The organism is Arthrobacter jinronghuae (assembly GCF_025244825.1).
GTDB lineage: Bacteria > Actinomycetota > Actinomycetes > Actinomycetales > Micrococcaceae > Arthrobacter_B > Arthrobacter_B jinronghuae.
Map to the genome: position 1 here is coordinate 563,376 of NZ_CP104263.1, position 22,215 is coordinate 585,590.

Below are 22,215 nucleotides of genomic sequence, written 5' to 3' on the forward strand. Positions count from 1 at the left end.
GCGCGCGAAGGACCAATAGGTGTGGAGGACGAAGGCCGGTCTTCCTCCGGGATACCCCTGTGGAGGGCAGAACGGCCCCTCCGGCCCGTCTGCAGGCCCGGCGGCGCCAGGGGAGGGTCAGTTGTCGTCAGCCTCGTCGGGACGCTCAGGGAACTGCTCCGGAGCGCGGTAGGGCAGGCGGATGGACAGGGTGGCGCCTCCGCCTTCCGTCTCGGCCAGCCGCACCGTCCCGTCGTGCTGGGCCACCAGGGCGGCCACAATGGCCAGTCCGAGGCCGGTGCCGCCGGTCTCCCGGTAGCGGGAGGAATCGGCGCGGTAGAAGCGTTCGAACACCCGCGCGGCGTCGTCCTCCGAGATCCCGGGCCCGTGGTCCCGTACCTCCAGCACTGCATCCATCCGGTCATGGATAACGGGTGCTACTCCGACTGCCACTTCGATGGGAGAACCGGCCGGCGTGTAGCGCAGGGCATTGGTCATCAGGTTCGCCACGACCTGCCGCAGCCGGGCCTCGTCTCCCATGGTCGGTGCGCTCTGCGGGGCGTGGCCGTCCAGCCCCACCACCCGGATGTCCCGGTCGGGAGCGCTGGCACGCGCGTCCAGGGCGGCGTCGTTGCCCAGGATCATCAGGTCCACCGGCTCGTATTCGAGCGGGCGCTGCTCGTCCACCCGGGCCAGGGTCAGGAGGTCCTCTACGAGTTGTCCCATGCGCTTGGCTTCGCTCTCGATTCTGCCCATGGCAGCGGAGATCTCTTCGGGTTTCTGAAGGGCGCCGTGGCGATACAGCTCCGAGAACCCGCGGATGGTCACCAGCGGGGTCCGCAGTTCATGGGAGGCGTCCTGCACGAAGCGGCGCATCTTGCGCTCGGATTGGGTGCGGGCTGCAAACGCAGTTTCGATATGGGCCAGCATGGCATTGAGCGAGCGGGACAGGCGGCCGATCTCCGTGGCCGGGTTGCCCACCTCCACGCGGCGGGAGAGGTCCCCGGCAGCAATGGCGGCTGCGGTTTTTTCCACCTGGCTCAGCGGACGGAACTGCCGGGTGACCGCCCAATAAGCGATCCCCGTGGCGCCCAGGGTTCCGAGCAGCCCGACCGAAAACACCAGCGACGCCGCCTCGTCCACGGTCGCGGCGACCGAGTCCAGCGGAATCGCAACGGCCACGGAACCGGGCAGGTTCTCGAAGTCGTAGATGCGTACCCGCCAGCCCTTCGATGTCGGCTCCGTGCCGCGGACATCGAAGCCCTCGGCGTCCATGGCTTCTACCTGTTCGGAGGTGTAGTTATCGAGCTTCGGGATGTCCGTCGCCGACTCCGAATGCGTCGCCGGACCATGGCTGCCGTCTTCGTTCAGGTACAGCCCGTAGTACCGGAACAAGGAGGCATCGGTGCTCGGCTCGTTCACCAGCAGGTAGCGCGAGACCTTGGACGCATTAGCGTCGATGTCCGCGTCCAGCCGGTCCACCAGTATCTGGCGCAGCAGGGTAATGGTGGCGAAGCCGGTGATGGTCACCGTGACCACCATCAGCACCGCCATGATGGCGAGAAGCTGCGACCGAAGTGAAGCGGATTTCCAGCGCCGTATCAAAGCCCTAGCGCTTCTCCGAGGAGCGGAGCAGGTAGCCCACGCCGCGCTTGGTCTGGATCAGCGCCGGCGCGTCCGGGCTGCGGTCGATCTTGCGGCGCAGGTAGGAGATGTAGGACTCCACGATGGAGGCGTCTCCGTTGAAGTCGTATTCCCAGACGTGGTCCAGGATCTGTGCCTTGGACAGGACACGGTTCGGGTTCAGCATCAGGTACCGCAGCAGTTTGAACTCGGTGGGGGAGAGGTCTATGGTGACGCCGCCGCGCCGCACCTCGTGGGCGTCGTCGTCGAGCTCCAAATCATCCACGCGGATGACGGCGTCGTCGTCCTCGAGCGGCTGGGTGCGGCGCAGCACGGCGCGGATCCGCGCCACCACCTCGTCGAGGCTGAAGGGTTTGGTGACGTAGTCGTCGCCGCCCACGGTGAGGCCGGTGACCTTGTCCTCGGTGTCGTCGCGGGCGGTCAGGAAGACCACGGGGAAGTGCTGTCCGGCGGCGCGCAGCCGGCGCGTGAGGGTGAAGCCGTCCATGTCCGGGAGCATTACGTCCAGGACCGCGAGGTCCGGATTGTGGGAGTCGACGGCGGCAAGGGCCTCACGGCCGTTGGCTGCCGCGACGACGTCGAACCCGGCAAAGCGCAGCGAGGTGGACAGCAGCTCGCGGATATTGGGCTCATCATCGACAACAAGGAGGCGTGCTTCGGGTGCAGACGATTTGTTCACCCGCCCAGTTTCTTACATTTAGCTGGACGTTGTCTGTAGGTGTGCAGAACAAAATCTGGGAGTGCCCGGTGAGCGTCAGCTCCTATATCGGCCGACATTGCGGTCGGCCCGGAACGATATGCACTTCCCCGAGGCCGCACTAGACCGGCTTTTCGATATCCGTAGCGTCCAGGATGGAGTAGGCGTAGCCCTGCTCGGCGAGGAAGCGCTGCCGCTTGGCCGCGAAGTCCTGGTCCAGGGTGTCGCGGGCCACCACGGTGTAGAAGTGCGCCGCCTTGCCGTCCGCCTTGGGGCGCAGGAGCCGTCCCAGCCGCTGGGCCTCTTCCTGCCGGGAGCCGAAGGAACCGGAGACCTGGATGGCCACGGAGGCCTCGGGCAGGTCGATGGAGAAGTTGGCAACCTTGGACACCACGAGCGTGCTCAGGGCCCCTTCGCGGAATTCATTGAAGAGCCGCTGGCGTTCCTTGACCGGGGTGTCACCCTTGATCACCGGTGCGTCCAGCCGCTCGGAGAGTTCGTCCAGCTGGTCCAGGTACTGCCCGATCACCAGGGTCTGCTCGCCGGCATGGCGGCGGACCAGCTGTTCGACGACGCCGGTCTTGGTCTCCGACGTCGAGCACAGGCGGTATTTGTCCCCGTCTTCGGCCATGGCGTAGGCCACCCGCTCATCCCGCGGCAGGTCCACCCGGACCTCGATGCATTCGGCCGGGGCAATGTAGCCCTGCGCCTCGATGTCCTTCCACGGGGCGTCGTAGCGCTTGGGGCCGATCAAGGAGAAGACCTCGCCCTCGCGGCCGTCCTCACGGACCAGGGTGGCGGTCAAACCCAGCCGGCGCCGGGCCTGCAGGTCCGCGGTCATCCGGAAAATCGGTGCCGGGAGCAGGTGCACCTCGTCGTAGATGATCAGGCCCCAGTCGTTGGCGTCCAGCAGCTCCAGGTGCGGATAGAGTCCGCCGCGCTTGAGGGTCAGGACCTGGTACGTGGCGATGGTAACCGGCCGGACTTCCTTCACCGCGCCGGAGTATTCGCCGATTTCGTCCTCGGTCAGGGAGGTGCGCTTGAGCAGCTCATCCTTCCACTGCCGGGCGGAGACGGTGTTGGTTACCAGGATGAGGGTAGTGGTGGAGCTGGTGGCCATGGCCGCGGCACCCACCAAGGTCTTGCCCGCACCGCAGGGCAGTACCACCACGCCGGAACCGCCGGCCCAGAAGTTCTCGGTGGCGAGCTTCTGGTAGGGGCGCAGGGCCCAGCCGTCTTCGTTGAGCAGGATCGGATGCGGCGTGCCGTCCACATAACCGGCCAGGTCTTCGGCAGGCCAGCCCAGCTTCAGCAGCAGCTGTTTGAGCTGGCCGCGCATGGCAGACTGCACCACTACCGTTTCGCCGTCGATCCGCGGGCCCAGCAGCGGCTGGATTTTCTTGGCGTGCATTACTTCTTCGAGCACCGGGTAATCATTGGTGCGCAGCACCAACCCGTGCTGGGGGTCCTTCTCGAGGCGCAGCCGGCCGTACCGGGACATGGTTTCTTCGATGTCGATCAGCAGCGAATGCGGCACCGGGAAACGGGAGTACATAAGCAGCGTGTTCAGGACCTGTTCGGCGTCGAGCCCCGCGGCCCGCGCATTCCACAGTCCCAGCGGCGTCAGCCGGTAGCTGTGGATGTGCTCGGGGGCACGCTCGAGTTCGGCGAAAGCGGCGATGGCGTGCCGAGCCTCGGTTGCCTGTTCATGATCGACCTCCAGAAGAATCGTCTTATCGCTCTGGACAATCAACGGTCCGTCAACCATGTGCCGGGCTACCCTCCACTATTTCCACGTCCATAATCCGATGTACTGACACTGTGCGTTCGACGTCGCTGCGCGGGTCATAGACCCGGACCCTGCCGTCGCTCACTGACAGGGGAACGAAAATCTCCTGCCGCTGATTCCCCTGGGCATCCACCACGCCCATGCGCACCGAACTCCTGGTACGGATGGCCTTGCGCAGGGTTTCCAGGCTGACCAGGGACTGGCTCTCGCCCGCGTGCGGGACGGGCCCTCCGCCGCGCAGCGCGGCAAGCTGCCGGTCCAGGTCCTCGTCCGTAAGTTCCCACGGGTTCAACCGGGCCCGAGAGGAGGACGGTGCCGGCACCGGGACCATCCGGTGGGAGCCAACCGGTTTGCGCGCCGGGCCTTCCAGTGCCGGCGGATAGCCGAGCTCCCGGAGGGAAAAGGTGAGTTCCTTGGCGGGCACGTTGGCTGCGACCACCGTCGGGGCCAACCGCACCAGGCCGAGTGAAGCGGTCCGAGGGTCCGCCAGCAGGGCGTTCAACCCGGCCTCGTCATCACTGCGCAGATACGATCCGGCCGCACCCACCCGCAGCCGGCCGTACCGGGCTGCGGTGTCCTCCACCAGGTAGCGCAGCGGCTGGGGGACCTCCGTTGCAGAATGCTGGTGCAGGAAGGCGAGGATGCCGTCGGCGTCGTGCCCTTCATCCAGTGCCCGCCGGATGGACTCGGCCGAGAACCGGTAGATCGTTGCCGGTCCCTGGCCTTCCGCCGTGGAAATCAGGGCCAGTTCCCGGGCGACGTCGGGCTCCAGGTACCCGGGCGCCACCGCCGTGAGGTCAGCCTGCAGGAGGAAGGAATTCAAGGGCGCAGGCAGCGCGTCACGCAGCACGGAAGTGGCACGGGAATAGTCGCTGCCGGCAACGGCCGAGCCGAGCACCGTCAACGCCCCTGAACCGAGCAGCCCCAGCTGGGCGGCCTCCTTCAGGATGCCCGGCACCAGCCGGGCAAAACGCCGCTGCAGCCGCGGCTGGTGCCAGGTCAGGGCACTGATGAGGTCCTCGGTTTCGAAGGCACCGACAGTCTCGTTTTCGCCGGCGCCCTCGACGTCGGAGAGCAGGGCAAGCATTTCCAGGGCCCGACGGCGGACCACTGGGGCGTCCGGACGGGAAACTTCGGCGGCCAGCGCGTTCACTGCTCCGCCTGCCGGCAGGGGGGCGCCCACCAGGGACGGTGCGCGGTCCGCGTCCAGCCAGGCTTCCACCAATCGGCGCCACTGATCTTCACGGGTCTGGGTAAGCCAGGTTCCCTCGGTGGCGCCCCAGCGTGAGGTTGCAGCATCCAAGGTGATCAGCCCGGCCAGGGCAGCCAGCTCCAGCAGCCAGGACGTAGCGGCACCGTCCAGCCGCAGCGACTCGGAGAGGCGGCGTACTTCGCGCACGCCGACGCCCCCGGAACGCAGCGTCCCGATCGGATTTTCAGCTGCAAGCGCCAGCAGTTCGGTAACCAGCCGCAGGGTTTCGGCCACCGCTCCAAACGCGGCGTTGTCCCGGAGGTTGCGGGCGACGTTGCGCGGAACCGGCCGGGGTGCTTCCAACTGGAAGTCAGAGACGATTACGTGGCCGCGGGAGGCCTGGCCCACCGGCCGCGGAAGTTCCACGTGAAGCGCATCCAGGGGGACCAGGAGGCCGCGGGCCACGAGCCACTCCACCGGGGTAGGGGAGGGGTTGTCCAGGACGGCGCGTCCCAGGGCGGCCTTCTTGGGGATGGTGCCCACCGGCGAATACTTGAACCGGCGAAGCAACTCTGTTGTCTGCGGCGGAGCGCCCTCCATAAGCGTCGCCCAGCCTGCAGGATCAGAGACCAGATGATGCAGGGAATGGGCGGCGGTGGCAGGGGTGTCGGCCTTCTCTATGGGCAGTCCGCTGCTGCGCAGCCCCTCGACAATGCCCACCAGGCGTTGCCCGAACTCCGGATGCTGGGCCGCCAGGGTGGAGTACGGCCTGCCCAGCCCGGCGGGGTAGGCTCCCAGCGCCTCGCCAAGGACCGAGACGGGCAGATAGAACCGGCGCGACGCGTCAGCCTTCGGTGCTCCGGGGTGCGGCTTGGCCCGCCGAAGCAGGGCCAGGGAATGCAGATGGCCCAGGATCGCATCGAGGGATTTGATGGTTGAGCCCGAGATTGCCGTTTTCAGCCATGAAGCGGTGGTGCTGAGCTGGGAATCTTCGTTGGTGGTCAGGTCCACCGCTTCCAGGACCTGCAGCTGCGGTGCCGTCAGTTTCTCGAGGATCCGCTGGACGCTGACACGTGTGGAAGCGCGTGCAGCCAGGGCCTGGAAATCCGGGACGGCAGGGAGCGCCAGATCGGGCCGGGCCGTGAGCAATTCACGCAGTTGGTCATCACTGCGTGCGGCTAAATCTTCGGCCAGAGCTCGAATCGCGGACATCAAAACCACGTTACCTGAGTGGGGAGAAAAACGGACCGATCAGCCCCGGCGCCGGCGCCTGATTCCGTCGATCACCAGGCCCGCCATAAGCAGGAACGCGAGGGGGAGCGCGTAGAGGGAAGCCGCCACCAGCCAAGGCGCCACTGCCTCGCCCCCGAGGGAAAGGATCAGTACCGCAGCGAGCGTGCCCAGTCCGAACAGGGCCAGCACGGCCGCAAGTAGGGTGGCAAACCAGCGGAGCGGTGATTTGCGGGGAGGAACTCGGGGATCCGGCGGGGTGTGGGGTGCCGACATCTGCTTCTCTGCGCTTGCCGCGGGGACCCGGACCTTCTCCGGTGGGGTGTTGCTCATGTTAATTAACGCTAACAGCGGAAAACCGCGGGACAAAGGGGAGGCCTTGGTGCCCCATTCCCTTGTCGGGATATTCTAAAGGGAACAGACTTCCCCGTAGTATCTCCAAAGGTACTCCGGCGCCGCTTCGGGCCTGGCGGGCCAATGCGGGTCACGTCCATTCCTGCGGCAGGTGTCCTGCTGCAATTAAACTAAGAACGAGGTAACCGAAGTGCCCATCGGCAAGGTCAAATGGTTCGACACTGGTAAGGGTTTTGGGTTTCTGGCCACGGACGATGGGCAGGAAGTCTTCCTGCACGCTTCGGCCCTGCCTGCGGGAGTCAGCGAGGTCAAGCCCGGCACCCGCATGGAATTCGGTGTGGCGGACGGCCGCCGCGGACCGCAGGCCCTTTCCGCCCGCATTCTGGAGGCCCCGCCGTCGGTAGCCAAGGCCACCCGCAAGGATGCCGAAGACATGGCCGCGATCACCGAGGACCTCATCAAGCTGCTGGACGGTATTTCCAACGGACTGCGGCGCGGCCGCTACCCGGATAAGAAGCACGCATCCAAGGTAGCTGCCGTCCTGCGGGCCGTTGCCGATGATCTGGATATATAAGGTACGTGCGCTGAAGTGACTATGAGACCGGTAACTCCCTCTTCCGACCCGTCCCCTGAACGTGATGCCGACGCTGCGGCGGATGCTGCTGCTCCGGCGGTGCGCAAGCGCGCCCCGCGCCGGCCGGGGAAGCCCGACGCCGTGCTCGCGGCTGCCGTGGCCGAAGCCCGCGCCGGACTGCTGGACGTGGTGTCCGAAGGCGAAGTAGGCAATTACCTGGGTGCAGCGGCCGACGCCGAACGGGTGGTGACGCACCGGTTCTCTTCCCTCCGTCCCGGCTACCGCGGGTGGTACTGGTACGCCACAGTTGCCCGTATGCCCCGGAGCAAGAAGGTGACAGTCAGCGAGGTGGGGCTGCTCCCCTCGGACGAAGCGTTGCTGGCTCCCGAGTGGGTGCCCTGGTCCGACCGGCTGCGTCCGGAAGATATTGCGGCAGAACAGGAACAGCAGGAACAGGAACAGCGGGCGCAGGAACAGGCCGACCAGGAACAGGCCGATAAGGAACTGGCTGGCCAGGACAACGACGGGCAGCAGGACGAGGCAGGCGAGGACCAGACCGGCGAACAGCACGCCGATGAGACAGGTGCGCAGGAGGACGAATAATCCCGTGACGGTTGCGGCAACAGAGTTCACTATCCCCAAGGGGGCGTTGGACTGATGTTCCGTTCCCTTCGCATCTTCAACTACCGCATCTGGTTTATCGGTGCCCTGGTGTCGAACATCGGCACCTGGATGCAGCGTACGGCGCAGGACTGGCTTGTCTATGACATCCTGACCGACCAGGACGCGGCAGCCATGGGAATAGTCATGGCGCTGCAGCTGGGCCCGCAGCTGCTCCTGGCCCCGTGGTCAGGCCTGATCGCCGACACGTACAACCGCCGCAAGGTCCTCCTGCTCACGCAGGTCAGCATGGGCGCCCTGGGGCTGGCGCTGGGGTTCCTGGTGCTCTCCGGGCATGCCGAGCTGTGGCATGTCTACGCTTTCGCGCTGGCTCTCGGCGTGGTGTCCGCCGTGGACGGGCCGGCGCGCCAGGCATTCGTCTCCGAGGTGGTGTCCGAGCGGGACCTGCCCAACGCCGTCGCCCTTAACAGCGCTTCCTTCAACGGGGCACGGATGATCGGCCCCGCCGTCGCCGGCCTCCTGACCGTGGCCGTGGGCCCGGGCCTGGTCTTCGTACTCAACGCCGTGACGTTCGGCGCCATGGTCATTGCGCTGCTGAAAATGCGTGCCGGCGAGCTGCGCGTGTTGCCGAAGGCGCCCCCGGGGAAGGGCCGCATCCGGGCCGGACTTGCCTACGTGCGGCACCGGCCGGACCTGATCATGGTGATGCTCGCGATCTTCATCGTGGGGACCTTCGGCATGAACTTCGCTATTTACATAGCAGCCATGGCACGTACCGAGTTCGGCCGGGACGCCGGCATTTTCGGCGTCCTGAATTCGGTGATGGCCATTGGATCCGTTGCCGGCGCGTTGCTGTCCGCCCGGCGGGACCGGCCCCGCCTGCGCTTTGTCTTCGGTGCAGCCGGAGCCTTCGGCCTGGCCTGCATCCTGTCCGCCGCGGCACCCAGCCTGATCCTGTTCGCCGTCTCGCTGATCCCCGTCGGCCTGTTTGCCCTGACCCTGATGACCAGCGCCAACGCATATGTCCAGACCACCACGGCCCAGATCATGCGCGGGCGGGTGATGGCCCTGTACTTCGCCATCTTTATGGGCGGCACGCCGCTGGGCGCCCCGGTGGTGGGGTGGGTCTCGAACTCCTTTGGCCCCCGCTGGAGCCTCGGTGTTGCCGCCGCTTCAGGTCTGCTGGCCGCTGCGATTGGTTTCGTCTGGGCCTGGCGCACCTACGGCATGCGTTTCCACTATGACCGGAGCCTGCCGCGCAGGCTGAGCATGACCACGGATATTCCGGATAAGCAGCAGGACCCGGACAACGCCTAGCGTCCGGGTCCTGCTGCGGCCCCTGCTGCGGGGCATGGGTCAGGAATTCGCGATCACATAATCGATGCACTCCAGCAGGGCGCTGACGTCGTCGGGCTCGATGGCAACGAAGGTGGCAATCCGCAGCTGGTTACGGCCGAGCTTGCGGTAGGGCTCCACGTCCACCACGCCGTTGGCGCGCAGGGTCTTCGCTATTGCCGCGGCGTCGATGTCCGCCTCGAAATCGATCGTGGCAATCACGTTGGAGCGGTCCTCGGCGCGGGGAACGAACGGAGTGGCCACCGAGGACTTCTCCGCCCACGAATAGATCCGCCCCGCCGACTCGGCGGTCCGGCCGGCTGCGAAGGCAAGGCCGCCGTTGGCGTTGAGCCATTCGATCTGCGCGTTAAGGGTCACCAGCGTAGACAACGACGGCGTGTTGTAGGTCTGGTTCAGCCTCGAGTTGTCGATGGCGGTCTGCAGGTTCAGGAAGTCCGGAATCCAGCGCTCCCCGGCGTTGATCCGGGCCGCCCGTTCCAGCGCCGCCGGAGAGAACATGCCCAGCCACAGTCCGCCGTCGGAAGCGAAGTTCTTCTGCGGTGCGAAGTAATAGACATCCGACTGGGCCAGGTCCACATCCAGGCCGCCCGCAGCGGAGGTGGCATCAATCAGGACCAGGGAGCCGGCGTCGGCGCCTTCCACGCGCCGTACGGGGGCGGCCACGCCGGTGGAGGTCTCATTCTGAGGCCAGGCATAAACGTCGACGCCGGCCTCCGCTGCGGGCTCGGGGCGCGTCCCGGGAACGGAGGTGATGATGCTGGATGCCGAGAGGAACGGAGCCTTGTTGGTGGCTGCCGCGAACTTTGAGCCGAATTCGCCGAAGGACAGGTGCTGGGCCTTGTCCTGGACCAGGCCGAAGGCCGCAATGTCCCAGAAAGCGGTGGAGCCGCCCACGCCCAGGACAACTTCGTAGCCCTCCGGAGCCGAGAACAACTCGGTGAGGCCTTCACGGACACTGCCCACGAGGTTCCGTACCGGAGCCTGCCGGTGGGAGGTGCCGAGCAGGTTTGCTCCCGCCGCTGCGAGTGCGGACATTTGTTCCGGGCGTACCTTGGAAGGACCGGCACCAAATCGGCCGTCCTTCGGGAGGAGTCCAGCGGGAATTTTCAGTGCGGCGGTATCGCCCATGGCGTGACGCTCCAAGCAGGTTTCGAAGGTGGCGGATATGCACTTCCATTCTGCCGTACACGCCCGGGAGGCGGCGATGTATGACGCCCGCCACCAGACCCTGTGCCCGGCGCCGCGCAATTATCGGGCGGTCCGGCGGATAGGCTAACGTGTTGGCGTACACCCCCGGGCAGCGGTGCGTTGCCCTTCTTCCTCCCTTACTAGGAGCGGCCCGTCATGACGGATCTCATTGACACCACTGAGATGTATCTCAGGACCATCCTGGAACTGGAAGAAGAGAACATTGTTGCCCTCCGTGCACGCATTGCCGAACGGCTGCGGCACTCCGGCCCCACGGTTTCCCAGACCATTGGACGGATGGAACGTGACGGGCTCGTAGTTGTTGCCGGAACGCGCCGGCTGGAGCTGACGGAACTGGGCCGGCGCCGGGCCACCGAAGTAATGCGCAAGCACCGTTTGGCCGAACGGCTCCTTGCCGACGTCATCGGACTTGACTGGGCGTACGTGCACGATGAAGCCTGCCGCTGGGAACACGTGATGAGTGAGCGCGTGGAACGGCGGCTGTATGAGCTGTTGGGCCGCCCCACGGAATCGCCCTACGGCAATCCCATTCCCGGCCTCGAGGGAATCGGCGGGGTGGCGGCGGAAGTGTTCATCACCGGCGTCGTCGACCTGGTGTCCACTGTCGCTACGGCCGAGCCGGGGACCAAGCTTCGGCTGGTCCGGCTGGCGGAACCCATCCAGGTGGAACCCGAACTGCTTTCCCAACTGGACGAAGCGGGGCTGCGGCCCGGAGCCCAGATCACCGCAGAGGTTGTAGGCGGCTATATTTCCGTTCGCGTTCCGGGCATCGAGGGTGCCTTGGAACTGCCTACGGAAGTGGCCTCCCACGTCTTTGTTTCTCCTATTGGGTAACGGAATGGTCACTTTTGTGACATTTACCCTATAGTGAGTTCCGACGCTGAAACACCATCGTTATCCGGTCCGTCCGCCGAGCCCTGCCAGCGGACCGGAGCACCAAACTCGTCCAGGCAGGGGCGGAGGACCCACTTTCCGGCAGCAATGCTGCCTTGGGGTGAAGCCTTTCGGGGGCCGGCGGCATTTCCTGCATAGTTGCAGGCGATGCCCCGCCTTTTCCGGAAAGGCCGAGTTTTCTCTACTCGAATCCGACAGCTAACTTCGCAGGCGATCCATGAGAGGGAATAACTTGTCGAAGCATGCTGCTTCGGGCCGACGCCGCGCGTCAGCTCCTATTGCACCTGCGCGCCCGCGCAACGCCTCACCGTCAGGCCGTCGGCGCGCCGAAACCAAGTCCGTGTCCGTGGGCTGTGCCGCCCAGAAAGTGGCCATTACCGCTGCCACGTCGGGCCTGATCCTCACGGCCGCCATGCCCACGCATGCGGCGGCGGACGACCCGGTCCAGCTCGAGCCGACGGCGATCGACGCGCCCGTCTCGGCGGACCCGAACGCTGATATCGGATTCGCCCGGGCCGGGCTGAGCAGCAAATATGACCCGGACGCCAAGCTGGCCTCCATCACCGTTGCCGCCGGCTCGCATGCAGTCCCTGCCGCGGCGAAGGGCACACTGTCCGCGCCCCTGGACTCTTCTTTGGTGCAGACCTCCGGGTTTGGCCACCGGGTCAGCCCCATTACCGGGGAGCACGGCGAGATGCATAACGGGCAGGACTTCGCCGCCGTCTGCGGTACCGCGGTCAACGCTGCGGCATCCGGCACCGTGGTCTTCGCCGGCTGGCATCCCTACGGCGGCGGCAACCGCGTGGTGATTGATCACGGCAACGGAGTACAGACGACGTACAACCACCTTTCCAACATTGCCGTCACCATGGGCACCGAAGTCGACCGCGGATTCCTGGTCGGCGCAAGCGGTACAACCGGTTCCTCAACCGGCTGCCACCTGCATTTCGAGGTCATGGTTAACGGCGAAGTAGTGGACCCGCTGAATTGGTTGTAAGCGCGTAAATCAATTGGTTGTAACCAGTTGAATATCATTTCGTGATCGGAACGTGACATACCTCAAATGTTGCTGTACGCTCATCCTCGTGCCCGATTCGCCAAAGGTGGGGCACCTTCGAACAGATCGCCTAGCTCTGCCACTGTTTGAAGTCCGTTCGCAGAATCGCATGGCAGAGGCGGGGGAACCAATTTCGGGTTTCGAAAGAAACCCTTGGGGTTAAGTTGCAAAAGGCCATTGGCCGGGCAACCGGGTGACTCCCATCCGAATCCGACAGCTCACCTCGTAGGCAATTGGGAGAGGCAAACTTGTGTCATCACACGCTCATGGCCGCCGTCGCGCTGCCACCGTACAGACCAACCCGATTACTGCACTTTCCAAGGCAGTCAGCAGCAACGCCGGAACCGTAGGCCGCCAGGCCGCCGTCGTAGTTGCAGCATCCGGCCTCGTGCTGGCTGCCGGACTTCCTGCACAGGCTTCTTCCGTTAGCACGGACCGCCAGGCACTCGCAGCAACCCCCCTGAACATCGTGGCCGGCAGCGTTACCGCTCCCGCCAACGCACCGTTCGAGCTTCCCCTGGTTGCCCCCAGCTCCACCTCGGGCGCCGAATACCGCGCACAGGTTGCAGCCGAAGAGGCCGCAGCCCAGGCAGCCGAAGAGCTGGCAGCCTCGCAGGCCGCAGCAACCCAGGCAGCAGCCACCAAGAATGCCGCAGCCGCCCGCACCGCCCCGGCAGCCTCCGGCCCCGCCGTAGTGGCAGCTTCCTCCACCTCGGCAGCTGTCGAAGCTCCGGCTTCCGGCAACGTCGCGGCCGGCCTGGTTGCCTCCGCCTACGGCCAGATCGGTGTGGCGCAGGATTGCACCGCCATGGTCGAGAACGCACTGCGCTCCGTCGGCAAGTCCGTCGGCGACCTGGCCCCCGGCCAGTTCTTCCAGTTCGGTTCCGTAGTTTCCACTCCGGCTCCCGGCGACCTCGTGATCACCGGCGGCCACGTCGCGATCTACGTTGGCAACGGCCAGGTAGTCAGTGGTGGCCTCAACGGCATGAACACCGGCCTGCACGCACTCTCCGATCTGCCGGGCGCCAGCTTCGTCCGCGTCAGCTAAGCCCGGTTTCGAGACAGCATGACTTCGACAATTGAGCGCGCCCGCCACCGGGCGCCGGTGGAACGCACCACCACGCTGAACGCCCTTGCCGGCGCCGTCAGTGCCAACGCCGGAACGGTGGGCCGCCAGGCCGCCGTGATCGCGGCGGCCTCCGGGCTGGTACTGACCACCGGTGTCGCGGCCAATGCCTCCGGGGCAGACGCCATGCGCGACGTCCAGACAAGCACCCTGGATCTTTCCTCGGTCAAGACCCTCCAGGTCTCCGGAAATGCGCCGGTTTCGTTCGAACGGGACAGCATTGCCGGAACCACTCCGGCTCCCGTGGCCGAACCGGTAGCTCCGGTTGCCGAAGCACCTGCACCGGCTGCCGTGGCTGCGGACACGCGTGCCCCTGCCAAGGCGGTTCCTGCTGCTCAGGCCACAACCCTGAGCACGCCGGCCCCCGTGCAGCCGACGCAGAGCGCGCCTTCCGGTGTGGCATCCACCATTGCAGCAGCTGCCTACGCGCAGCTGGGCATCGGCCAGGACTGCACCCGGCTGGTTACCAATGCACTGGCGGCGGCCGGAATCAACCACCACGGCTGGCCTGCAAGCTACCTCTCCCTTGGACGGACGGTGAGCGCAGCTGAGGCCATCCCCGGTGACCTTATCTACTACGCAGACGGCGGGATGGGCATGGCCCACATCGCCGTGTACGTGGGCGGCGGCCAGGCCGTGCACGGCGGTTTCAACGGTGGATCCACCGTTGTGGCTCCGGCCGAGCTCGGCTCCGGCGGCGTCTACATCCGCGTAGGCGGCTAAGCAGCTCCCGGCACAGCATTCCGGCAAGGCCCCTCCTTCGGGAGGGGCCTTGCCTGGTTAAACCCTTGTTGAACCGCAGCCCGGGCACGGACGCAGGCGGGTACTGCTGGCCGGGGCCGGACCCCTGTCCCACCGGCATAAATAGCAAAGATGGCGATCGCGTTCTACTCTTGCATAGACAATCCGATGTGCCGTTGGCGAAGCGGTGTCTTGTACTCACCGGTTCGCGGGCGGCAGGCGAAGAGGTATGTGCATGCGCACTCTCGTTCTGAATGCTGGATATGAACCGTTGGCCGTGATCACTTTCCGCCGCGCCTTGGTGCTGGTCCTGAATGGAAAGGCGAGTGTGGTGGCGGAAAGCGGCGAGCCCGTGGTCGGGCCCAACGAAATCCTCCCTCGACCTTCGGTGATCCTGCTCCACCGGTACGTGAAGATTCCCTACCGGGAGGGCACCGTTGCCACCCGAAGGGGCGTCCTGCGCCGGGATAACCATGAATGCGCCTATTGCGGAAAGGCGGCGGCTACCGTGGACCACGTGGTGCCGCGGTCCCGCGGCGGCGATGACAGCTGGGAAAACCTGGTGGCCTGCTGCCTGCGGTGCAACAACAGCAAAGGGGACCGGACGCTGGCCCAACTCGGCTGGGAGCTGCGGGTATCTCCCAAGGCACCCCGGGGTGCGCGCTGGCAGATCCGCGAGCTGGAACGTCCGTCGCCGCAGTGGGACCCGTTCCTGCAGAATGACACGGCTGCCTGATGTCCGCTGCTTATGATGCAGTGATCCTGGCGGGCGGCCGTTCCACGCGCCTTGGAGGCACACCCAAGGCGCTGCTCCTGGCCGGGGAGCGAACCCTGTTGGAAACCACCCTTGCCGCCGTGCCGGATGCACGAAATGTCGCCGTCGCGGGGCCGCCGGAGCTGGCGAAGCTGCTCGGTTCCACCGTACCGGCCGGGTGCCCGGGGAGACCGCTGCTGGTCCGCGAGGAGCCGGCCTACGCCGGACCGGCAGCAGCGGTCGGAGCCGCCGTCGCCGCCCTGGCCGCCCTGGCGGATGGGAACCGGGACAGCGGCGAAAGCCCGTGGACGATGGTCCTGGCCTGCGATATGCCGCAGGTCGCCGCCGCTGTCCGGGCCCTGCTGGCTGCGGCGGCCGTGCCGCCCGCAGAGAGCCTGCTGGCAGTGGATTCCAGCGGCACCCGCCAGCCGCTGGCGGCGCTTTACCGCACAGCTGACCTGCGCGCCGCTGTTGATTCCCTGGCCGCAGAGGGTTTAGCGAACAAGCCCATGAAGGCGTTGCTTGCTAGGGTGCAATGGAGGGGTGTTGATGTTCCCCCGACGAGTACAGCCGATGTTGACACCTGGAACGATGCACAAACCTTGGGTGTGAGCGCCGGGGACCTGCCGTAGCACCGGGCGGTCCCCAAGCGAAACGAAGGAGCACGAATGGCAAGCCAGCAGGAACAACTCGAGGCGTGGAGCGGCAGGCTGCTGCAGGCGCTGGAACTCGAGGGCACACCGGTGGATGTCTCCGCTGTCCTCGATCTGGCTGCAGCTGCAGCGCACAGCGTGGTGCGGCCCGCCGCCCCGCTGACCACCTTCATTGTCGGATATGCGGCGGGCCTCGCCGCCGGCAGCGGCCAGGCCGGCGACGCCGTCGCCATGGAATCTGCCATGGCCGTAGCCACGGAACAGTGCCGGAACGCTGCAGCGGAAGGAGATGTCCGATGAGCGAACATGCCGCACCCGTCATCCTGCCGGCCCAGCCCAATGCCTCCTGGGCGCAGGCCCGCCACGCCGCCTATGCGGCCGCCCGTCCACTGCCGTATGAGACGGTGCCCCTCGACGAGGCACTCGGCCGGATTCTGGCCCTCGAAACCAGTGCCCTGCAACCGGTACCGCATTACGCCTCAGCGGCCATGGACGGATGGGTTGTCGCGGGGCCGCCGCCGTGGACTGTCATTACCCATGAGGAACCCGAGGTGGAGCGCTGGCAGATCCACCGTGAATCGGGCCGCCGTGCCCTTCAGCCGGGCGAGGCCGTGCAGATCCTCACCGGCGGGCTTATCCCCGAAGGCGCCGAAGCCGTCCTGCGCTCCGAAAGCGGAACGGTGTCGGCCACAACGCCGCCGCAGCTGACGCTCAGCGACCAGGCAAAGGAGTCGGAACCGCGTGCCGGCGAACATATCCGCCCGGCCGGCGAAGAGGCGGCGGCGGGGGAGACCACTATCCCTGCGGGCAAGCTGCTCAACCCGGCCCATATTGCACTGGCTGCCGTGTGCGGACATGACACCCTGCCGGTGCTGCGCTCCCCGCGCGTGTCCCTGCTGCTGACCGGAGATGAAGTCATCGAAGCCGGCCTGCCCGAGCCCGGACAGGTCCGGGACACCTTTGGACCCCAGCTGCCGCAGCTGATCACGATGCTGGGCGGACGCATCGACGTCGTCCGGCGCCTGCCGGACCGGCTGGAGGATGTGGTGGCGGCGCTGAGCAGCGAAGCCACGGATGAACTCTCCATCGCAATGTCTTCCGGCGACGTCCTCGTCACTACCGGCGGCACCGGACGTTCGGACGCGGATCACCTGCGCCGTGCCTTGGAAGAGGTCGAGGCTGAACTCCTCGTTGACGGAATTGCCATGCGTCCGGGGCATCCCACCATGCTGGCCCGGTTGCAGGACGGCCGCCTGCTGGTAGCGCTGCCCGGCAACCCGCTGGCCGCGATGATGGCCGTCTTCACGATCGTCCAACCGCTGCTGGACGGACTCCGCGGGGCACCGATTTCCCGTGAACGGCATGTCCTTGCGGGTGTGGATCTGGAACCATTGCCCGGAAGGACCCGGCTGGTTCCCTGCAGCATCCAGGAAGACCGGGCCATGCCTTCGCCGTATTTCCGCTCCGGGATGCTCCGCGGACTGGCCGAGGCGGACGCCGTTATGGTGGTGCCGCCGGAGGGCTGCATCAGGGACCAGGCCGTGATGGCGCTGCCCCTGCCATGGCAGGTCAACCGCGCACCGTCCGGATAAGCCCGGCCACTGGTATGCACGGCGAGCAGGACACCCCGGGAAGCCCCGGCCACCCGGAGCCAGAGTCAATGCACTAAAGACAGGGAGACACCATGGGACGGGTTACCCAGCGAGGGCGGGTCACACGCTTCCGGTTGGACGGGACCGTCAGCCGGCGGGACGACGTATTGGCGGGGGAAGAACCGCTGGAAATCCGGGTGATGGGTAAGTCCTTCACCGTCACCATGCGGACGCCCGGCGACGACTTCGACTTGGTGGCCGGGTTCCTGGTCTCAGAAGGGGTGATCTGGGATCCGGCCCAGCTCATCAGCCTGCGGTACTGCGCCGGAGTGGATGACGATGGCAAGCAGACCTTCAATGTGGTGGATGTCCAGCTCCGGCCGGGTACCCCGCTCCCGGACACCGGGATGGAACGGCACGTCTATACGTCCAGCTCCTGCGGCATCTGCGGAACGGCATCCATCGAGGCGGTCCGGAAGTCGTCGCACTTCGATCCGTCCTCGGACGCAGTGAGGCTCCCGCTGGACATGCTGGCGGCCCTGCCGGACCGGCTGCGCGAAGGCCAGAAGGTCTTTGACCGCACCGGCGGCGTCCACGCGGCGGGTCTGTTCAACGCCGACGGCGAGCTGTTGTGCCTGCGCGAGGACGTTGGCCGGCACAACGCGGTGGACAAGGTGGTGGGGTGGGCCCTGCGCGCCGGGATGCTGCCCCTGCGCGGCATGGTGCTGCAGGTATCCGGACGGGCGTCCTTCGAGTTGGTCCAGAAGGCCCAGCTCGCGGGCATCCCGGTGCTCGCCGCCGTCAGCGCGCCGTCCGCGCTTTCCGTGGACCTGGCCAAGGACGCCGGACTAACGCTGATCGGTTTCAGCCGCGGTACGTCGCTGAACTGCTATTCCGCGCCGGAACGGATCCTGGCTGCCGCCCCCGCACCCGTCCAGCCGCAGTTGTCGGCGGGCGCCTAGCGGGCGGCCGGAAGCTGGACGGTGGCCGTGGTGCCCTCGCCCACCTTGGAGGCAATCCCCAGGTCCCCGCCGTGCTGAAGCACGATGTCCTGGACGATGGCCAGGCCCAGGCCGGTACCGGGGATGGCTGCGGACGTGGCATTGGAGGCACGGAAGAAACGCCGAAACAGGTTGGGCAGGTCCGCTTCCGGGATGCCGATGCCGGTGTCGCGGATCTGTACCCGCACAACGGGGCCGGCGCCGTCCGGTGACACCAGCGCGGCACTGACCTGCACGGTTCCACCGGCCGGCGTGAATTTCACGGCGTTGGAGCAGAGGTTGGTGAAGACCTGCTCCAACTGGGCGCGGTCTCCGTCGACCAGCAAGGGATCGGTGCCGAGCTCCAACCGCAGGTCCAGGCTGCTGGCCCCGGCGGCCGGTGCCAGTGAGGCGGCAACGGCGCGCAGGAGTTCTTCCAAGTCCACTTCCTCCACCTCGAGGTTGGTCTCATCCGCATCCTGCCGGGAAATGGTCAGCAGGTCACTGATCAGCTGGTTGAGTCGAACGGCATTGCGGCCAACGATCTTGAGCATCTGCGCGACGTCGTCCGGGATGTCCCCGCCCGAGCCGTCGAGGATGAGGTCCAGGTAGCCGGTGATCGAGGTCAGCGGTGTCCGCAGTTCGTGGTTGACCGTGGCCACGAAATCGGTCTTGGCCCGGTCCAGGTCACGCTGGCGTTTGAGCACCATCCGCTGTGCGGTAATCAGGTTTCCCTGCACGAGGCCGTGCGCCAGGTTTCCGCTGACATGCTGGATCAGGGAGATCTCCGTGCTCGTCCAGTCCCGCGGGGCACCCTCGCCGGCAAGCCAGAGCAGCCCGAACGCCTTGTCTCCGTGGCCGAGCGGCACAATCACGGAGGTGCGCAGCCCGGCAGTCCGTGATTCGGCGCTTATCGATACCGGCTCATCGGCGGGCTGACCGTGGTCTTCCACCGCCATTCCCCGGCCCCGCTCCCAGAGCGTTTCGGCCAGCTCGCCGGTGGTATGTGCGTTCAACGCGGGAATGCCCCCGGAGGTGTCCTCACGGCTCCACGCCAGCGCAAGTTCCGGAACGCGCTCATCCGGGAAGGTCACCAGCAGTACGTGGTCCGCTTCGAAGGTGGCTCCGAGTCCGTGAACCACTACCTCAGCCATTTGCTGCGGATCATTCGTGGCCCGGATGGCGGCGGAAATGCGGCGCGTATCCTCGCGCAGCCGTGAGGTGGCCGCCCGCCGGTCCCTGCGTGCCCGCGCGGTGGCCAGGATGAGGTTGACCCGGCGCGCCAGGTCCTCGGGGTCCACCGGGCTGGACACGAAGTCGGCAATGCCCAGGTCAACCATGAAGTCCATGTCCAGCCCGGCCTCGCCTGCCACGAGGATGACCGGCAGCTTGGTCATGGCCGGTTCGTGCCGGAGGCGCTTGAGCATGTCCATTCCGGCAACCTGACGGACGGTGGAATCCACCACCGCCAGCACCGGCGAGCCGGACCGGGCAGCTTCCATGGCCTCGTCCAGGTCCAGCACGGGGACTGCATCCAGGCCCGCATCGGCGAGGATTCCGGCCACGACGGAGAAGACCTCGGGCTGTTCAACGGCAACCAGCGCCGTGGGACGCGGTTCTGTGCCGGGAATATTGCCCTCCGAAGAGGCGTCGCCCATGGGGGCGGCGAAGGGTTTGAGTGCCGGGGGCATTACGGCCTTTCGTCGGTGCCCGGTTCAGCTTCAGGGGCAGCGATTCGAAGTGTACCAGCGCCCGGAGCCAAAATAGTGACTTGTTTCACTGTGCCCTCAGGGGCGGATTCCGCAGCAGTTTCAGCCACTAGCGATCGGCCGGGAACGTCCTCCGGACGGGCTTAAGCTGGAACGTGCGGATATCGGAGGAACAGACATGAGCATGGAAGGCGCAGCGTGGGGTTCGCTGATGCAGATCTCCCGCGCCAAAGGCGTAGACGGCAAGATTTCGCGGGAAACACTGAAGCGGATTGTCCGCTTCGCCGCTCCCTACCGGACCCGGCTCCTGGGGTTCGTGCTGTTGTCCGTGGTGGGCGCGTTCCTGGCCGTGGCGACGCCGGTCCTGGCCGGGCAGGTGGTCAACTCCATCGTGGCCGGCACCGCGCCGGACGTCGTGATCCGGTTGGCTCTGCTGATTGCCGCCGTCGCCGTGGCGGACGCGGCAGTCTCCCTTGCCACGCGCTGGTTTTCCTCGCGTATCGGCGAAAGCGTCATCCTGGATCTGCGCACCGCGGTGTTCGACCACGTCCAGAAGATGCCCATTGCCTTCTTTACCCGCACGCGCACGGGTGCGCTGGTCAGCCGGCTCAACAATGACGTAATCGGTGCCCAGCAGGCCTTTAGCGGAACCCTTTCCGGCGTGGTGAGCAACGTCGTCGCACTGGTGCTGACCCTGATCGTGATGCTCGGAACTTCCTGGCAGGTGACCGTGCTGGCCATGTTGCTGCTGCCGGTGTTCCTGCTGCCGGCACGGCGGATGGGCGGCCGGCTCGCCGCGCTCCGTCGGGAGGCTGCCAACCACAACGCGTCCATGGGCACGCAGATGACCGAGCGGTTCTCCGCACCCGGTGCCACCCTGGTCAAGTTGTTCGGCCGGCCCGACGCCGAGTCGCGCGAATTCGCCCTCCGCGCCTCCCGGGTGCGGGACATCGGCGTGAAGATGGCAATGATGCAGGCCGTCTTCGTGACGGCCCTGACCCTGGTGTCAGCCCTGGCCCTGGCCTTGGTCTACGGGCTGGGCGGTTACTTGGCGCTCCAGGGCAGCCTGAACACGGGCGACGTCGTGACCCTGGCGCTGCTGCTGACCCGGCTTTATGCGCCGCTGACCTCCCTGGCCAACGCCCGGGTGGAGATCATGAGCGCGGTAGTGAGCTTCGAGCGGGTCTTCGAAATCCTGGACCTTCGCCCCTTGATCCGTGAGAAAAAATCCCCGGCACCGGTGCCGGCCGGGCCCCTGAGCGTGGAGTTCGACGACGTCCGGTTCGCCTATCCCACCGCGGACAAGGTGTCCCTCGCCTCGCTGGAAGAGGTGGCTGTCCTGGACACCCGCGGCGGGGAGGAAGTCCTGCATGGGGTGTCCTTCCGCGTTGAACCGGGGCAGACCGTCGCCCTGGTTGGGACTTCGGGAGCGGGCAAGTCGACCATTGCGCAGCTGCTGGCACGGCTGTACGACGTCGATTCGGGGGCCGTGCGCTTCTCCGGCACCGATGTGCGGGACCTGAGTTTTGCTGGCATCCGGCAGGCGCTGGGCATGGTGACCCAGGACGGGCACCTGTTCCACGAGACCATCCGGGCGAACCTGCTGCTGGCTAACCCCGAAGCCGGCGACGACCAGGTCTGGGATGCGCTGCGCCGTGCGCGGCTGGAGGACATGGTACGGTCCCTGCCGGACGGGTTGGAGACCATGGTGGGGGAGCGCGGCTACCGGCTTTCGGGCGGGGAACGCCAGCGCATGACCATCGCGCGGCTGCTGCTGGCACAGCCGCGGATCGTGATCCTGGATGAGGCCACGGCCGCTTTGGATTCCACGTCCGAGGCCGCCGTGCAGGCCGCCCTGGGTGAGGCGCTGCAGGGGCGGACCGCCGTCGTGATTGCCCACCGGCTCTCCACCATCCGCAATGCCGACCGGATCCTGGTCATCGAGGGCGGTCGGATCGCGGAACAGGGAACGCACGCGGAACTGCTGGAGCGGGACGGGCGCTACGCGGAGCTGTACAACACCCAGTTCGCCGCTGAGCCGGCAGCGGAGGCAGTGGAGTAAGT

General features: G+C 66.5%; 20 protein-coding genes and 2 riboswitches. Of the genes, 13 read left to right on the forward strand and 7 right to left on the reverse strand.

Annotation, left to right across the window (positions count from 1 at the left end; translation table 11 throughout):
- Positions 1–117: 117 nt before the first annotated feature.
- The 5 genes from N2K98_RS02720 to N2K98_RS02740 form a co-directional block, all read right to left on the reverse strand.
- Complete coding sequence (locus N2K98_RS02720; RefSeq protein ID WP_229952770.1) at positions 118–1,533, reverse strand: sensor histidine kinase; 1,416 nt, start codon at positions 1,531–1,533, stop codon at positions 118–120.
- 55 nt (positions 1,534–1,588) lie between these two features.
- On the reverse strand, positions 1,589–2,302 hold the full coding sequence (locus tag N2K98_RS02725) for a response regulator transcription factor (protein ID WP_227913521.1): 714 nt from the start codon (positions 2,300–2,302) through the stop codon (positions 1,589–1,591).
- A gap of 139 nt (positions 2,303–2,441) precedes the next feature.
- The gene (locus tag N2K98_RS02730; RefSeq protein ID WP_230026423.1) at positions 2,442–4,088 is read right to left on the reverse strand and encodes a DNA repair helicase XPB; all 1,647 of its coding nucleotides are present in this window, start codon (positions 4,086–4,088) and stop codon (positions 2,442–2,444) included.
- Complete coding sequence (locus N2K98_RS02735; RefSeq protein WP_255865918.1) at positions 4,081–6,513, reverse strand: helicase-associated domain-containing protein; 2,433 nt, start codon at positions 6,511–6,513, stop codon at positions 4,081–4,083. The genes N2K98_RS02730 and N2K98_RS02735 overlap by 8 nt, the downstream gene beginning before the upstream one ends.
- Positions 6,514–6,552: 39 nt before the next feature.
- Positions 6,553–6,864, reverse strand: coding sequence for a hypothetical protein (locus N2K98_RS02740; protein WP_255798238.1), 312 nt, complete (start codon positions 6,862–6,864; stop codon positions 6,553–6,555).
- Positions 6,865–7,075: 211 nt separating this feature from the next.
- Between N2K98_RS02740 and N2K98_RS02745 the strand changes: the two genes are divergently transcribed.
- Genes N2K98_RS02745 through N2K98_RS02755 form a run of 3 tightly spaced genes read left to right on the forward strand, consistent with a single transcriptional unit; the run spans position 7,076 to position 9,397 of the window.
- A complete protein-coding gene (locus N2K98_RS02745; RefSeq protein ID WP_229952760.1) occupies positions 7,076–7,459 on the forward strand; it encodes a cold-shock protein in 384 nt (127 codons plus the stop codon).
- Positions 7,460–7,480: 21 nt separating this feature from the next.
- A complete protein-coding gene (locus tag N2K98_RS02750; protein WP_255866136.1) occupies positions 7,481–8,062 on the forward strand; it encodes a DUF3027 domain-containing protein in 582 nt (193 codons plus the stop codon).
- 54 nt (positions 8,063–8,116) lie between these two features.
- Entirely contained in the window at positions 8,117–9,397 is a 1,281-nt protein-coding gene (locus N2K98_RS02755; protein WP_255798239.1) for an MFS transporter, read from the forward strand.
- A 39-nt stretch (positions 9,398–9,436) separates the two neighbouring features.
- Here N2K98_RS02755 and serC read toward each other — a convergent pair whose 3' ends face one another.
- Positions 9,437–10,564: a phosphoserine transaminase gene (serC, locus tag N2K98_RS02760; protein ID WP_255798240.1), complete on the reverse strand. Its 1,128-nt coding sequence runs from the start codon at positions 10,562–10,564 to the stop codon at positions 9,437–9,439.
- A 216-nt stretch (positions 10,565–10,780) separates the two neighbouring features.
- Between serC and N2K98_RS02765 the strand changes: the two genes are divergently transcribed.
- The 9 genes from N2K98_RS02765 (at position 10,781) to fdhD (ending at position 18,424) form a co-directional block, all read left to right on the forward strand.
- The gene (locus N2K98_RS02765; protein WP_255865919.1) at positions 10,781–11,479 is read left to right on the forward strand and encodes a metal-dependent transcriptional regulator; all 699 of its coding nucleotides are present in this window, start codon (positions 10,781–10,783) and stop codon (positions 11,477–11,479) included.
- Between the two features lie 90 nt (positions 11,480–11,569).
- Positions 11,570–11,768: riboswitch (cyclic di-AMP (ydaO/yuaA leader) on the forward strand.
- A gap of 3 nt (positions 11,769–11,771) precedes the next feature.
- Entirely contained in the window at positions 11,772–12,536 is a 765-nt protein-coding gene (locus N2K98_RS02770) for a M23 family metallopeptidase (protein WP_255865920.1), read from the forward strand.
- 148 nt (positions 12,537–12,684) lie between these two features.
- Positions 12,685–12,843, forward strand: a riboswitch (cyclic di-AMP (ydaO/yuaA leader).
- A 3-nt stretch (positions 12,844–12,846) separates the two neighbouring features.
- Entirely contained in the window at positions 12,847–13,644 is a 798-nt protein-coding gene (locus N2K98_RS02775; protein WP_255798243.1) for an NlpC/P60 family protein, read from the forward strand.
- 18 nt (positions 13,645–13,662) lie between these two features.
- A complete protein-coding gene (locus N2K98_RS02780) occupies positions 13,663–14,445 on the forward strand; it encodes an NlpC/P60 family protein (protein ID WP_255798244.1) in 783 nt (260 codons plus the stop codon).
- Positions 14,446–14,698: 253 nt separating this feature from the next.
- Positions 14,699–15,199 (forward strand): HNH endonuclease, encoded by a 501-nt coding sequence (locus N2K98_RS02785; RefSeq protein ID WP_255798245.1) that lies wholly within the window; start codon positions 14,699–14,701, stop codon positions 15,197–15,199.
- Positions 15,199–15,849: a molybdenum cofactor guanylyltransferase gene (gene mobA, locus N2K98_RS02790; RefSeq protein ID WP_255865921.1), complete on the forward strand. Its 651-nt coding sequence runs from the start codon at positions 15,199–15,201 to the stop codon at positions 15,847–15,849. Before N2K98_RS02785 ends, mobA begins: the two co-directional genes overlap by 1 nt.
- 36 nt (positions 15,850–15,885) lie before the next feature.
- Positions 15,886–16,170, forward strand: a complete 285-nt coding sequence (locus N2K98_RS02795; RefSeq protein WP_255865923.1) for a DUF6457 domain-containing protein — start codon at positions 15,886–15,888, stop codon at positions 16,168–16,170.
- Positions 16,167–17,462, forward strand: coding sequence for a molybdopterin molybdotransferase MoeA (locus N2K98_RS02800; RefSeq protein WP_255798248.1), 1,296 nt, complete (start codon positions 16,167–16,169; stop codon positions 17,460–17,462). The genes N2K98_RS02795 and N2K98_RS02800 overlap by 4 nt, the downstream gene beginning before the upstream one ends.
- 92 nt (positions 17,463–17,554) lie before the next feature.
- Entirely contained in the window at positions 17,555–18,424 is an 870-nt protein-coding gene (gene fdhD / locus N2K98_RS02805) for a formate dehydrogenase accessory sulfurtransferase FdhD (RefSeq protein WP_255865924.1), read from the forward strand.
- Here the strand turns inward: fdhD and N2K98_RS02810 are convergent.
- Positions 18,421–20,133 carry an ATP-binding response regulator gene (locus tag N2K98_RS02810; RefSeq protein ID WP_255865925.1) on the reverse strand — a complete coding sequence of 571 codons (1,713 nt, stop codon included), beginning with the start codon at positions 20,131–20,133 and terminating at the stop codon, positions 18,421–18,423. The genes fdhD and N2K98_RS02810 overlap by 4 nt on opposite strands.
- Before the next feature lie 196 nt (positions 20,134–20,329).
- Here N2K98_RS02810 and N2K98_RS02815 point away from each other — a divergent pair, with 196 nt between their 5' ends.
- Entirely contained in the window at positions 20,330–22,213 is a 1,884-nt protein-coding gene (locus N2K98_RS02815) for an ABC transporter ATP-binding protein (RefSeq protein WP_255865926.1), read from the forward strand.
- Positions 22,214–22,215: the final 2 nt, after the last annotated feature.